The sequence below is a fragment of the Pseudomonas campi genome, assembly GCF_013200955.2.
GTDB lineage: Bacteria > Pseudomonadota > Gammaproteobacteria > Pseudomonadales > Pseudomonadaceae > Aquipseudomonas > Aquipseudomonas campi.
Window position 1 is genome coordinate 1,652,173 of record NZ_CP053697.2, and the last position, 13,550, is coordinate 1,665,722.

Annotated in this window: 11 protein-coding genes; 6 read left to right on the top strand and 5 right to left on the bottom strand. The window is 65.2% G+C overall.

From position 1 onward, the window contains the following. Nucleotides 1-122: 122 nt before the first annotated feature. The 3 genes from selD to HNE05_RS07645 are packed head-to-tail and all read left to right on the top strand — an operon-like array spanning nucleotide 123 to nucleotide 2,631. Nucleotides 123-1,157 (top strand): selenide, water dikinase SelD, encoded by a 1,035-nt coding sequence (selD, locus tag HNE05_RS07635; protein WP_173205153.1) that lies wholly within the window; start codon nucleotides 123-125, stop codon nucleotides 1,155-1,157. After that, entirely contained in the window at nucleotides 1,157-2,263 is a 1,107-nt protein-coding gene (gene mnmH / locus HNE05_RS07640) for a tRNA 2-selenouridine(34) synthase MnmH (RefSeq protein WP_173205155.1), read from the top strand. The genes selD and mnmH overlap by 1 nt, the downstream gene beginning before the upstream one ends. Next, nucleotides 2,260-2,631 (top strand): hypothetical protein, encoded by a 372-nt coding sequence (locus tag HNE05_RS07645; RefSeq protein ID WP_173205157.1) that lies wholly within the window; start codon nucleotides 2,260-2,262, stop codon nucleotides 2,629-2,631. The genes mnmH and HNE05_RS07645 overlap by 4 nt, the downstream gene beginning before the upstream one ends. Nucleotides 2,632-2,774: 143 nt before the next feature. On the opposite strand, the gene HNE05_RS07650 is transcribed toward HNE05_RS07645, so the two are convergent. From HNE05_RS07650 to phhA, 3 genes are all read right to left on the bottom strand, one after another. Next, a complete protein-coding gene (locus tag HNE05_RS07650; RefSeq protein ID WP_173205160.1) occupies nucleotides 2,775-3,971 on the bottom strand; it encodes an amino acid aminotransferase in 1,197 nt (398 codons plus the stop codon). Next, nucleotides 3,968-4,324, bottom strand: coding sequence for a 4a-hydroxytetrahydrobiopterin dehydratase (locus HNE05_RS07655; RefSeq protein ID WP_173205163.1), 357 nt, complete (start codon nucleotides 4,322-4,324; stop codon nucleotides 3,968-3,970). The genes HNE05_RS07650 and HNE05_RS07655 overlap by 4 nt, the downstream gene beginning before the upstream one ends. 132 nt (nucleotides 4,325-4,456) lie before the next feature. Next, nucleotides 4,457-5,242, bottom strand: a complete 786-nt coding sequence (gene phhA / locus HNE05_RS07660; protein WP_173205166.1) for a phenylalanine 4-monooxygenase — start codon at nucleotides 5,240-5,242, stop codon at nucleotides 4,457-4,459. Between the two features lie 416 nt (nucleotides 5,243-5,658). On the opposite strand from phhA, the gene HNE05_RS07665 reads away from it, so the two are divergent. The 3 genes from HNE05_RS07665 (at nucleotide 5,659) to HNE05_RS07675 (ending at nucleotide 12,201) form a co-directional block, all read left to right on the top strand. Then, nucleotides 5,659-9,348 (top strand): PAS domain S-box protein, encoded by a 3,690-nt coding sequence (locus HNE05_RS07665; protein ID WP_173205169.1) that lies wholly within the window; start codon nucleotides 5,659-5,661, stop codon nucleotides 9,346-9,348. Nucleotides 9,349-9,454: 106 nt separating this feature from the next. Then, nucleotides 9,455-10,615, top strand: a complete 1,161-nt coding sequence (locus tag HNE05_RS07670; RefSeq protein WP_173205172.1) for a response regulator — start codon at nucleotides 9,455-9,457, stop codon at nucleotides 10,613-10,615. Between the two features lie 17 nt (nucleotides 10,616-10,632). Beyond that, the gene (locus tag HNE05_RS07675) at nucleotides 10,633-12,201 is read left to right on the top strand and encodes an ATP-binding response regulator (protein WP_173205176.1); all 1,569 of its coding nucleotides are present in this window, start codon (nucleotides 10,633-10,635) and stop codon (nucleotides 12,199-12,201) included. Nucleotides 12,202-12,219: 18 nt separating this feature from the next. Here HNE05_RS07675 and HNE05_RS07680 read toward each other — a convergent pair whose 3' ends face one another. Next, nucleotides 12,220-12,726 carry a hypothetical protein gene (locus HNE05_RS07680; protein ID WP_173205179.1) on the bottom strand — a complete coding sequence of 169 codons (507 nt, stop codon included), beginning with the start codon at nucleotides 12,724-12,726 and terminating at the stop codon, nucleotides 12,220-12,222. Then, nucleotides 12,719-13,516, bottom strand: a complete 798-nt coding sequence (locus tag HNE05_RS07685) for a winged helix-turn-helix domain-containing protein (RefSeq protein WP_173205183.1) — start codon at nucleotides 13,514-13,516, stop codon at nucleotides 12,719-12,721. Before HNE05_RS07685 ends, HNE05_RS07680 begins: the two co-directional genes overlap by 8 nt. Nucleotides 13,517-13,550 lie beyond the last annotated feature (34 nt).

Genomic DNA, 13,550 nt, shown 5'->3' on the forward strand with positions numbered 1-13,550 from the left:
CAGTGGGCTGCGCCTGCGCTTCGTCAGGGTAGTAGAAACGGCGGCGATTATATGAGGCGCGGCGACAAAGAACAGCTTTGCTAGAATCCGCGCCTGTTTCCGATTTGCCGAGAGCCTGACCGATGAGCGAGCCGATCCGCCTGACCCAGTACAGCCATGGAGCCGGTTGCGGCTGCAAGATTTCCCCCAAGGTGCTGGAAGTGATCCTCGCCGGCAGCGGCGCGCAGAACCTCGACCCCAAGCTGTGGGTCGGCAATGCCTCGCGTGACGATGCGGCGGTGTATGCCCTGGACGACGAGCGCGGGGTGGTCTCGACCACTGACTTCTTTATGCCGATCGTCGATGACCCGTTTGATTTCGGCCGTATCGCCGCGACCAACGCCATCAGCGACATCTACGCCATGGGCGGCGACCCGCTGATGGCCATCGCCATCCTCGGCTGGCCGGTCAACCTGCTGCCGCCGGAAGTGGCCCGCGAAGTGATCCGTGGCGGCCGCGCGGTGTGCGATGCGGCCGGTATCCCGCTGGCTGGCGGCCACTCGATCGATGCCCCGGAGCCGATCTTCGGTCTGGCGGTGACCGGCGTGGTCGAGAAGAAAAACATGAAACGCAACGACACCGCCACGGCCGGCTGCCAGCTGTACCTCTCCAAGCCGCTGGGCATCGGCATCCTCACCACCGCCGAGAAGAAGGCCAAGCTGCGCGCCGAAGACGTCGGTCTGGCGCGCGACTGGATGTGCACGCTGAACAAGCCCGGTTCGCGTTTCGGCAAGCTGGCCGGCGTTACTGCGATGACCGACGTCACCGGTTTCGGTCTGCTCGGCCACCTGGTGGAGATGGCCGATGGCGCGAACCTTACCGCGCAGCTCGACTACGCCGCCGTGCCGCGCCTGCCGGGGGTCGACTACTACCTGGCCGAGGGCTGCGTGCCGGGCGGCACCCTGCGCAACTTCGACAGCTACGGCGAGAAGATCGCGCCGATCAGCGACGCCCAGCGCGATCTGCTCTGTGACCCACAAACCAGCGGCGGCCTGCTGGTCGCCGTCACCCCCGAGGGCGAGGCCGAGTTCCTTGCGGTGGCCGCCGAGCTGGGCCTGAATCTTTCGCCCATCGGTAAGCTGGTCGAGCGACAGACCCATGCGGTAGAGGTGCTGTGATGCGCGACAACAGCAGCGACTACCGCGACATCTTCCTCAATGACCTGCCGATGATGGACGCCCGCGCCCCGGTGGAATTCCACAAGGGCGCCTTCCCCGGTGTGGTCAACCTGCCGCTGATGAACGACATCGAGCGGCAGAAGGTCGGAACCTGTTACAAGCAGCATGGCCAGGATGCCGCCATTGCCCTCGGCCACCAACTGGTCGGCGGCAAGATCAAGGCCGAGCGGGTCGCAGCCTGGGCGGCGTTTGCCAAGGCCAACCCCGAGGGTTACCTGTACTGCTTCCGTGGCGGCCTACGCTCGCAGATCACCCAGCAGTGGCTGGCGGAGGCGGGCATCGACTATCCGCGGGTGATCGGCGGCTACAAGGCCATGCGTACCTTCCTCCTGGAAACCACCCAGCAGGCGGTGGCCGAGTGCGATTTCGTCATCGTCGGCGGCATGACCGGCACCGGCAAGACCGAGGTGATCGCGCAACTGGGCAACAGCCTGGATCTGGAAGGCCACGCCAACCATCGCGGCTCCAGCTTCGGCAAACGCGCCACTGGCCAGCCGGGGCAGATCGACTTCGAGAACCGCCTGGCCATCGACATTCTCAAGCAGCGCGCCGCCGGCATCGAGCAATTCGTGCTGGAGGATGAGAGCCGCCTGGTCGGCAGCTGCTCGTTACCCTTGGAGCTGCACCAGGGCATGCAGGCGTATCCGCTGGTGTGGCTGGAAGACAGCTTCGAAGGTCGCGTCGAGCGCATCCTCGGCGATTACGTGATCGGTCTGTGCGCCGAGTTCATCGGTGTGCATGGCGAGGAAGACGGCTTCCGCCTGTTTGCCGAGCGCCTGCTGCAGAGCCTGGGCAATATCCAGAAGCGCCTGGGTGGCGAGCGTTACCAGCGCCTGCTGGCGATCATGCAGGCGGCGCTGGCCGAACAACAGGGCAGCGGTAGCGTGGATTTGCATCGCGGCTGGATTGAAGGCCTACTGCGCGAGTACTACGACCCCATGTACGCCTTCCAGCGCGACAGCAAGGCTGGGCGCATTGAATTTGCCGGTGAGCAGGCGGCCGTGGTGGCCTACCTGCGTGACCGTGCCCTACGGAGAAAGTCATGACCACGCCACACAGCTTGCTGGACCACGCCGATGCCCAGGATTGCACGGTCTACCGCCCGGACGATCTCGATCCGGATGCCGACGAGCTGGAACTGGGCGATGCACGCATCCTCTTCACCGGCGCTTTCGTGGCGCCGGCCGACTGGGACGCCCTGGCCCGCGAGGACTACTTCGATGGCCATGAGGAAGAGCTGTTCGTTACCGCGCGCATCGAGAGCGAGGCGGTCAAGGGCACTCAGGGCTATTTCGTCGCCGAGCCGGGTGACTACGCGGCCGTGGTGGTCGATGGCGAAGTGCAGATGTACTACGTCTATGACCTGGCGGATGGCAGCTACGTGCTGATCCGCGACGACGAAACGCTGGAGTGATCGCGTAGCTCACGCAATCCCGTAGCCCGGATGCAATCCGGGAGCGGAGTTGCCGGTTCCCCGGATTGCATCCGGGCTACGAGCTGGAGTGATCGCTTCGACCCCTATCCCACAAGTGGGATAGGGGGTCGTTAAGCTCCGAGTCAGGCGCAGACTCTGGCAATCGCCGCGGCCAGGTATTCCAGGCGCTGTTCCGCCATCCCCGCCACGCTGGCGCGGCCGCTGCTGACCATATACACGCTGAATTCCTCACGCAGGCGCTGTACCTGCGCCGCGCTCAGGCCGGTGTAGGAGAACATGCCGCGCTGCGCGGCGATGTGCGCGAAGCGTTCATCCAGACCATGCGGTTGCAACGCTGCGACCAGGCCACTGCGTAGGCTGGCGATGCGCAGGCGCATGGCTTCTACTTCCTCGGCCCACAGAGCATGCAGTTGGCTGTCGCCAAGGATAGTGGCGACCACGGCGGCGCCATGGGCCGGCGGGGTGGACCACAGGTTGCGCGCGATGGCAGCCAGTTGGCTGCGCACATCGGCCAGTTGGCTGCTGTCGGCGGCACGCACGATCAGCGCGCCGGTGCGTTCGCGGTACAGACCGAAGTTCTTCGAGCAGGAGCTGGTGATCAGCAGTTCCGGCAGCTCGGCGGCGAACAGGCGCACGGCCCAGGCATCTTCGTCGAGGCCAGCACCGAAACCCTGGTAGGCAAAGTCGATCAGCGGCAGCAGTTCGCGCGCCTTGACCACTTCCAGCACGCGGCGCCAGTCGGCCTGGCTCAGGTCGAAGCCGGTCGGGTTGTGGCAGCAGGCATGCAGCAGCACCACGTCGCCGACCGGCACCTGGGCCAGGGCGGCGAGCATGGCTTCCACCTGCAGCTGGTTGCTGGCGTCGACATAGGGGTAGTGGCCGACCTTGAGGCCGCAGGTGGCGAACAGGGTTTCGTGGATCGGCCAGGTCGGGTCGCTTAGCCAGATGCCGCGACCTGGCAGGTTGCGCGCGATAAACTCGCCGGCCAGGCGCAGGGCGCCGGTGCCGCCGGGGGCCTGGGTGGCGCCGGCCAGCTCGTCTCGCAGCAGCGCGCTATCGGCGCCGAGGACCAGGCGCAGCAGCTGCTCGCCAAACTCCGGCGCACCGTGGCCGCCGATATAGGTCTTGGTCGTTTCGCTATCCACCAGCCGCTGCTCGGCCAGCTTCACCGCGCGCGGGATCGGCGTCAGGCCCTGGGCGTCCTTGTACACGCCCACGCCGAGGTCGAGCTTGGCCGGGTTGCTATCGGCGCGATAAGCGTCGATCAGGCCGAGGATCGGGTCGCCGGGCACCCGGGCGACGCTGGCGAAGTGGCTCACTTGCGGCCCTCGGCAGTGCTGGCGAGCAGATCGGTACGTGCGGCCATGATGAAGTCGTTGCGGTGCAGGCCTTTCATCTCGTGGCTCCACCAGGTGACGGTGACTTTGCCCCATTCGGTGAGCAGGCCTGGATGGTGGCCGACTTCCTCGGCGATGGCGCCCACCGCATTGGTGAAGGCCAGGGCATGGCGGAAGTTCTTGAACAGGAACTGGCGCTCCAGCTCCATGTGGCCGTCGCGTACTTCGATGTTCCAGTCCGGGATTTCGCGGATCAGTTCGGCCAGCTCGTCATCGCTGACTTTCGGCGCATCGGCGCGGCAGGCTTCGCATTGGGCTTGGGCAAGGGTGGTCATGTCGGGTTCCTCTGGGATTCGTGGGCAGAGCATAGAAGGTGAGGTTAATCGCGAACTGTTCCCTCTCCCGCTTGCGGGAGAGGATTAGGGAGAGGGTGCTTTGCGGTTCGCCCCTCCCTCCAGAGTTAAAGCCTACGCGGCCTTCGGCGGAAACTTCGGCGTGTGCAGGCCCAGGGTCATGGCGTGTTGGACCATGCCCATGATGTCCTCGTGGGCCAGCTCGAACAGACTCTTGAGCTGCGGCAGGACGAAATACAGCGGTTGCAGGATGTCGATGCGATACGGCGTGCGCATGCATTCCAGCGGGTCGAAAGCCTGGTGCTCGGGCGCCTCGGACAGGCTGTAGACCGTTTCCTTGGGCGAGGAGAGGATGCCGCCGCCGTAGATGCGCCGGCCCTGCGGGGTGTCGACCAGGCCGAACTCGATGGTCATCCAGTACAGCCGCGCCAGGTACACACGCTGTTCCTTGCTGGCGGCCAGGCCGAGTTTGCCGTAGGTGTGGGTGAACTCGGCGAACCAGGGATTGGTCAGCAGCGGGCAGTGGCCGAAGATCTCGTGGAAGATGTCCGGCTCCTGCAGGTAATCCAGCTCTTCGGGCGTGCGGATAAAAGTCGCCACCGGGAATTGCTTGCTGGCCAGCAGCTCGAAGAAGGTCTGGAACGGAATCAGCGCCGGCACCTGGGCCACGCGCCAGCCGGTGGTGGCACCCAGCACCTGGTTGATTTCGCCGAGCTGAGGGATGCGCTCGGTGGGCAGGCCGAGCTGGTCGATGCCATCGAAGTACTCCTGGCAGGCACGCCCTTCGAGCACTTTCATCTGCCGGGTGATCAGGGTGTTCCACACCTGATGCTCGGTGTCCGAATAGTGGATGAAGCCGTGTTCGTCCGGTTGCCGGGCCACGTACTGCGTGGTTTTCATCGCCTCGCCTCCTCATCTGCGGTACATGCCACAGGGTTTGTTGTGTTGCCTTAGCAGTACCGCAGATGTCGTCTGGGCGCAGCAGGGCAGGACTGGTGGATCAGGCGTGGTGAGAAGCTATTTCGTAAAGAAATGATTACGGCCTCTGCGGCGGTAAGCGGTATCTGCGCTCTGCATGGCTTGCTTGTCACACATTCTTGACGGCTAATCGCAGGCGTTTGGCAAAAAAGCTGTCGATCCCAACTCGCCGCGGCGGTGCCTGGGGCCGGTCTTTCAGCGCTTTTCAGCGGCCATTTCATAGTCTTTCAGGCGCATTCAGGGGATTTCACAGCGCCCTGCGTACGCCCCATGAGTCAATCGTCTCACTCGGATGGCCCGGTTCCACGCCTGGCCCCGCCCACTTGAGGGAGACTTCCATGAGCCTCGACAGACTCAGTAAATGGCTGGCCGCCGGCATGCTGATCATTGGCACCGCCTGCCTGGGTAGCGTCTGGTATGCCGACCAGTACTACCAGCACAGCCTGCGGATGGCCGAGCAGCGCTTCGAAGTGACCACCCTAAGTTCACTGCTGCTGGCGGAGAACCGGCGGATGACTCAGTTTGCTCGCCTCTATGTGGAGTCGGGAGATGAGCTCTATCGCGAACACTATTTCCAGCTGCACGCGGACCGAAAGTTCACCAAGGCCCTCAAGGAACTGCAGGCCCACACGTTGCTGCCGATGGAGCAGCGTCTGCTGCGACAAGCCGTCGAGCTCAACGAAATCCAGATGGAAGCCGAGCAGCAGGCGATGGCGGAGCGTCACACCAGTGGCACCAGCCTGCAGTTGGAGCGGAGCACCTACGTGCACAGCGAGCTTGAAGTCGGCGCGCTGCTGGAAGAGTTCAGTGCCAGCATTTCTGCCCGCCATAACCGGCTGGTGAACGAGTCGGTCAAGCAGGCCGGAGAGGCCCAGGCCCTCGCCGCACTGATGCTGGGGCTGACCATGGCCTATGTGGTGCTGGCGATGTTGCTGTTCGTGCGGCGCAGTCTGATCAAACCCTTGCGCTTGTTGACCGAGCAGACGCTGCGCTTGCAGGCGGGTGAAGCGATCAGCAGCATCAGTGGCTGCCAGGCGCGCAACGAGCTGGGTGCCCTGGCCCGCGCCCTGAACGCCTACCGGCAGGTCAACCAGCAGGTGCTGAACCAGCAATGGGCCAAGGACCGTCTCGGCGAGCTGGCTCAGGAACTGCCCTCTAGCCCCAGCCTGGAGGCCTTCATCGCCTGCCTGATCGAGCGCCTGAGCCAGTGGCTGCCGGGCACCAGCGCCGCTTTCAGCGAGGGCGAGCCGAGTGTGACGGACGCTGAGCACTGCCTGCACTATCACCTGCCGCTGCTGCACGACGGCCAGCAGCGCGGCATCGTCGATCTGCGCCTGGCCCAGCGGCCGAACGCCCAGCAGCTGGAGCTGCTGAACGCCCTGCACGAGCCGGTCTGCGCCTGGTGGGGCTTGCTGCTGCAGCGTGAACACAAGAAAGAGCTGCTGCATCAGGCACGCCATCAGGCCGAGCAGTTGGAGCAGCAGCAACAGGCCCTGGCGGCCACGGAAAGCTGGTTCCGCGGCATAGTCGAGGCGGCGCCTGATGGCATGCTGGTGTTCGATGAGCAGGGGCGGATCATCCTGGCCAACCTCGAGTGCGAGCGGATTTTCGGCTATCCCAGCGCGGGCTTGCTGGGGCTGCACTTCAAGGAGTTGGTGCCGAGCGGCCAGCGTGAAGCGCTGGCCAGCATCATGCAGAACTTCTACGCCGACCCCGCCACGATCAGCGTGGGCGAGGGCAGGGCGTTGCGCTTCGATGGCAGCGAGTTCCCGATCGAGGTACGCCTCTCGGACCTGCCTTCGCTGAGTGGCGATAGCCTGTCCCTGTGCGCGGTGATCCGCGACCTGAGCCTGCGCAAGCAGCATGAGCGGCACCTGCAACTGGCCCACGAGCAGCAGCGGGCGATGCTGATGGCGGCGCCCTATGGCATCGCCTTCATTCGCGACGGCCTGATCGTGGAGGCCAACTCCAGCCTGCACGAGGTATTCGGTTATGCCGAAGGCGAGCTGCTGCAGCAACCGCCCACCATCTGGGCCAGCGCGGCCATGGCCAAAGAGGACATGAACGAAATTCGCCGGCAGCTGCATGACGGCGAGACTTTCCGCCGCGAGATAAAGGTGCAACACAAGGATGGCAGCCGCTTCTGGGCTTCCCTCAGTGCACGAGCGGTGAGCCCCGGCGACCTTTCCCAGGGCTCGATCTGGGTGGTCGAGGACATCTCGCTGCAGCAGGCTGCAGCCACCGAGATGCGCGAGGCGCGCGAGCTGGCCGAGACGGCGGCCAGGGTCAAGGCCGAGTTCCTGGCCAACATGAGCCACGAGATCCGCACGCCGATGAACGCCATCATCGGCATGACCCACCTGGTCCTGACGACCGCGCTGGACGAGCGCCAGCGCGACTACCTGAGCAAGGTGCAGAACTCCAGCCGGCACTTGCTGGGCGTGCTCGACGACATCCTCGACTTCTCCAAGATCGAGGCCGGCAAGCTCGAGCTGGACACCCAGGACTTCAGCCTCGAACAGCTGCTCCACGAGGTGACCGACCAGCTGCAGTCGCGCATCCTCGGCAAGGGCCTGGCGCTGGACCTGCAGGTGCTGCCGCAGGTACCGGACCAGCTGCATGGCGACCCGCTGCGCCTGCGCCAGATCCTGCTCAACTACCTGAGCAACGCGGTGAAGTTCACCGAGCGCGGACAGATCGGGATCGCCGTGGCCCTGCGTGGCACCGATGCACGTGGCCTGTGCCTGGAGTTCCAGGTCAGCGATACCGGCATTGGCCTTACCGAGCAGCAGTGCGGGCAGCTGTTCACCAGCTTCCAGCAGGCCGATGCCTCGACCACCCGCCGTTATGGCGGTACCGGCCTGGGCCTGGCTATTGCCAAGCAGCTGGCGTCGCTCATGGGCGGGGACGTGGCGGTGCGCAGCGTGCCTGGCCAGGGCAGTACCTTCAGCTTCACCGCTCACTTGCAGCCGGCACATGCGCCGCTGCGTAGCGAGAGTCTGGCCAGCAGTCCGCTGACCCAGGAGCCTTTGCTGGGCGGCCGCGTGCTGCTGGTGGAGGACAACCAGCTGAACCAGCAGGTGGCGGCCGAGCTGCTGCGCGCCATGGGTTGTCAGGTGGATATTGCCGGCAATGGCCGCGAGGCCCTGGATCGGCTGGCGCTGCACCACTATGAGCTGGTGTTCATGGACATGCAGATGCCGGTGCTCGACGGCCTGGCCGCGACCCGTGAGCTGCGACTGCGCCCCGAGCTTGCCGAGTTGCCAGTGGTGGCAATGACTGCCAACGCCATGCGCAAGGACCGCGAGGCCTGCCTGGCTGCCGGGATGAACGACTTCATCAGCAAACCCTTCGAGCCGCAGACCTTGCACGCGGTGGTCCAGCGTTGGCTGGGCCAGCGTTGGAGCCGACCGCAGATTGTCGCGGATCGGGCGCAGACGCTGCAGTTGAGCGGGGTGGACGTGGCGGCCGGCTTGCGTCGAGTACTGGGCAACGAGGCCCTGTACCGGCAGCTGCTAGGCCAGTTCCTGACCGGGCAGGCCTCGCTGCTCGAGCAGTTGCAGAGCGCCATAGAGCAGGGCGACGCGGCTACTGCAGAGCACCTGGCGCATGGCTGCAAAGGTGTTTCCGCCACGCTTGGCGCGAATGCCCTGGCCAAGGCCGCCGGTGCGCTGGAGCAACACCTGCGCCACGGCGCGGGCGCCGCTAGCGAGACGCTGCTGGTCGCGCTGGCGGCGCAGCTGAATCCCTTGCTCGACCAGCTGCGCCAGTTGCCGGCCAGTGAGCAGGAGGTTGCCACCGCGGTGGATGAACAGCAGCTGCAGCAGGCGTGCGAACGGCTGTCCGACCTGCTGACGGACAACGATGCCGAGGCGCAGACCTGTTTCGCCAGCCACGCGCCGTTGCTGCGTGCGGCGTTTCCTGCGCAGGTCGTGCGACTGGCGGCGGCACTCGATGATTTCGACTTCGACAAGGCGCTGGCCTGTCTGGACGAGGCCGTCGATAGCCGGCTGAGCCGCGTCGCCTGAGGCTTTTCATGGAAATTCAGCGCGATTCAGGCCTATTCAGAGCAGCTCAGGCGGCGCTGTGGGCTAATCGCTGCATCTGCAATTTGCCTATTTCGAGGACGCTAGGATGAGTATCAGCGAGCGCAAGGCCACCCTGCTGGTGGTCGACGACGTACCGGCCAACCTTCACCTGATGAGCGAGCTACTGCGTCCGCACTATCAGCTGCGGGTGGCCGCCAGCGGCGACAAGGCCTTGCAAATTGCCTGGCGCAATCCGCCGGACCTGATCTTGCTGGACGTGATGATGCCGGATATGGACGGCTACGAGGTCTGCCGTCAGCTGCAGGCGAATCCGCTGACCCAGGACATCCCCGTGCTGTTCCTCACCGCCAAGGACCAGGCCGAGGACCAGCGGCACGGCCTCGAACTGGGCGCCACCGATTACCTGAGCAAGCCGTTCGAGCCCACGGTGCTGCTGGCGCGGGTGCGCAGTCAGCTGCGCCTGAAAGCGGCCGCCGACCAGCTGCGCCTGCGCAATGCCCATCTCGATGAAGAGGTGGCGCAGCGCACCCGCGAGCTGCAGGCGGTGCACGACGTGACCATTCTGGCCCTGGCCTCGCTGGCGGAAACCCGCGACAACGAGACCGGCAACCACCTGCGCCGCACCCAGAACTATGTGCGCGTGCTGGCGCAGAGGCTCAGCGAGCAGCCGCGCTTCGCCGCGCAGTTGGACGCGCAGAGTATCGAGCTGCTGTACAAGTCGGCGCCGCTGCACGATATCGGCAAGGTCGGTATTCCCGACCACATCCTGCTCAAGCCGGGGCGTTTCGAACCGCACGAGTTCGAAGTGATGAAGCACCACCCGCGCCTGGGCTATCAGGCGCTGGTGCATGCCGAGGAAATGCTCGGCATGCCGGTGCCGTTTCTGCGCATCGCCAAGGAAATCGCCCTCTGCCACCACGAGAAGTGGGATGGCAGCGGCTATCCGCAGGGCCTGAGTGGCGATGAGATCCCCCTCAGCGCCCGGTTGATGGCGATTGCCGATGTCTACGACGCAGTAATCAGTCGCCGGGTGTACAAGCCGGAGATGCCCCACGAGAAAGCTGTCGCGATCATCCGTGAGGGCCGCGGCGGGCACTTCGATCCGGCTGCGGTGGATGCCTTCCTCAGCCTGGAACTGGAGTTCCAGGACATCGCGCGGCGCTACGCCGATACCGACGAGACCCTGCACGCCAAGGCCGAGCAGCTCAGCGTTAGCCAACTGCACGTCGTTGCCGACTGCGCCTGACGCCCTGGAGTAGCCCCATGATTACCGAGCAAACCGTTTTCCTCGTCGTCGATGACGCCGACTCCATGCGCCGGATCAACAGCAGCCAGCTGACCCGGCTCGGTGCGCGGCAGATCCTGCTGGCGAACAATGGCCTGGAAGCCCTGAAAATTCTCGAATCACGCCATGTCGACGTGGTGATCTCTGACTGGAACATGCCCGTGATGTCGGGGCTCGATCTGCTGCACCGGGTGCGTTCGAGCGAGAGCCTGGCACACCTGCCGTTCATCATGATCACCGCCGAGTGCGAGCGCGATCAGGTCAATCAGCTGATTGCCAGCGGCGTGAGCAGCATCCTGGTCAAACCCTATAACTCCCAGGACCTCGTGCAGCACCTGGGCCGGGCCATGCGTCATCGACCACAACCCATACCGGTGGCAGCCGTGCAGGTTGAGCCCGCCCCATTGCCGGCGAAGGTGGAGCCGCGCCGACCCACCCTGCTGGTGGTGGATGACATGCCCGACAACCTCAGCCTGATCGCCGGCCTGTTTCGTGACGACTACCGGGTGCGCGTGGCGCAGGACGGCAACGCCGCCCTGGCCATTTGCACCTCGGATGATCCGCCGGATTTGCTGCTGCTCGACGTGATGATGCCGAACATGGACGGCTTCGAGCTGGCCAGCCAGCTGCGCAGCCATCCACGGGCCAGCCATATCCCGCTGATATTTATCACCGCCATGACCGAACCCGAGGCCCGGCAGCGCGGCCTGGAACTGGGTGCGGTGGATTTCGTCAGCAAGCCGATCGACCCGCACCTGCTGCGCCTGCGGGTCAGCAACCTGCTGCGCCACGTGGAGCGGCACTGCCAGGTGCAGGCTGACTACAACGAGCAGCTGGAACTGGCACGCTTGCGCGAGGAGATCGAGCAGATCGCCCGGCATGATCTGAAGGCGCCGCTCAGCGGCATACTCGGGCTGGCCCAGGGCTTGCTCGAGGGTGGCAACCTGCTGCCGGGGCAGGAACGCATGCTGTGGTTGCTGGAAGACAGCGGTCAGCAGGTGCTTAACATGCTCGAGCTGTCGGCGGTGCTGCACCGCATCGAGACCGGTCGCTTCAAGCTGCAGCCGGCCTGCGTGGAGCTGGCGCCGCTGCTCGGCAGCATGGTGGAGGCCGCGCGGATGACCTACCAGGCCAAGTCGCTGGTGATCGAACTGAGCCTGCCCGAGTCGGAGCAGGGCGAGCCCGCCCAGGCTCTGGGCGACCGGATGCTGTGCTATTCGCTGCTCAACAACCTGCTGAAAAACGCCTGCGAGGCGGCCCCCGAAGGCAGCCGCGTGCGGGTGGCGGTGGAGGTGGGTGAGCAAATCAATATTCGCCTGGAAAACCAGCCGGCAGTGGCCGAAGCCTTCCGCCCGCACTTCTTTGACAAGTACAGCAGCCTCGGCAAGAAGAACGGCAGCGGCCTCGGTACCTATTCGGCGAAGAAGCTGGCGCTGGCCCAGGATGGGGCGCTCGAATTGCAGGTGGATGATGCCCAGGACACCACCTGCCTGCTGCTGACGCTGCCGTGCCTCGGCCACGAGCTGCTGCTGGAATGCGCCAGCTGAGGCTGCGCGCTGCTGCGGTCAGTTTCGCGGCAGGTTCTGTTCGCAGAACAGCACGGCACCCAGGCCGTTGCTGATCAGCACGCTGTCTGCGCTGAGGTGGCGCACCCGGTAGGTCAGGCGCGCCTGCTCGGTAAACAGGAACAGGCCGAGGTTGGCCAGTTGCGGTTCCTGCAGGTTGTCCGTCTCGCTCTTGCCGCTGTGCTGCACATGGATCAGCAGGCGCCGGCCCTCGCGGCGGTGCTCGAAGCTGGCGGTGCGGTGCAGGTGGCCCAGGACCTGGCCGCTGCTGGTGTCCAGCAGGCGCGCACTGGTCTTGTAGTCGCCCAGGCCCTCGGCACGTAGGTCGAGATAGTACTGATACAACAACCACTGCGCCCCGGCGGGCGCCTTGAGCATGTGCGCACTGCGCCCGCTGCATAGCAGATCGAGCGGGGCGTCCGGTCGTTTGACCAGCGCCCCGGCGCCTAGGCTCAGGGCGCCGACGACGAGGAATACCCAGAGGTGGCGCCAGCGCCGGCTACTCATCGGGCTGCACTCCCAGGCATTGGCTGTCGGGCGCCAGCAGTTGGCCCTGGCACAGCAGATCCAGGCTGCGGTAGCGGTCGGCGAAGCGATAGATATGCAGGTCCTGCGTGCCCAGGTCCAGCACTGGGGCGAGTTTCTTCACCTCTGCCACCAGCTGGCGGTTGTCCGGCTGCAGGGCGCCGCCGGGCATGTCTTCCAGGTGCACCCGTATCCCGTCGATGCTCTCCGCTTGGTGTTCGACGAAGGGCCGCTCGGGCAGGGTAGGTGCGCGCAGCAGGCCCGGCAGCTGGAACAGCGCAACCCAGCAGGCGATGGCGGCGAAGCCTAGCAGCAGGTCCATGCTCTGCTCATGGCGGTGCTCGCGAAGCGGCGTCGGTGTATGCAATTGGGTGGCGGGCTGCGGTTCGCTTTCCATAGGTGCCGCGGGCACCAGCGGTAGGGCAGGGGTGGCCGTCTCGTCGAGCAGCTCCACCTGTTCGCTGATCTTGTAGCCGATGCGTGGGATGGTGACGATCAGCTCGTGGTTCGGCTGCAGTTTCTCCAGCGCCACGCGCAGCTGGCGCACCACCTGAGCCAGGCTGTTGTCGGTGACTTCCAGGCCGAAGGCCCCCCAAGCGCCGCTCATCAGGTCGCGCTTGCTGACGATCTGTCCGTTGGCCTGCAGCAGCTGGTCCAGGCAGCGGCTGGCGATGGCGCCGATGCGCAGCACTTCTTCGGGAGCAGCTGCCGCGTACAGCACGAAGGCTTCGTTGTCGAAGTAGATCAGGCGATTGATGACGTAGGTGCTCATAGGGCTTCCGTGGTTAGAGCGCCTGAGGGCTGGC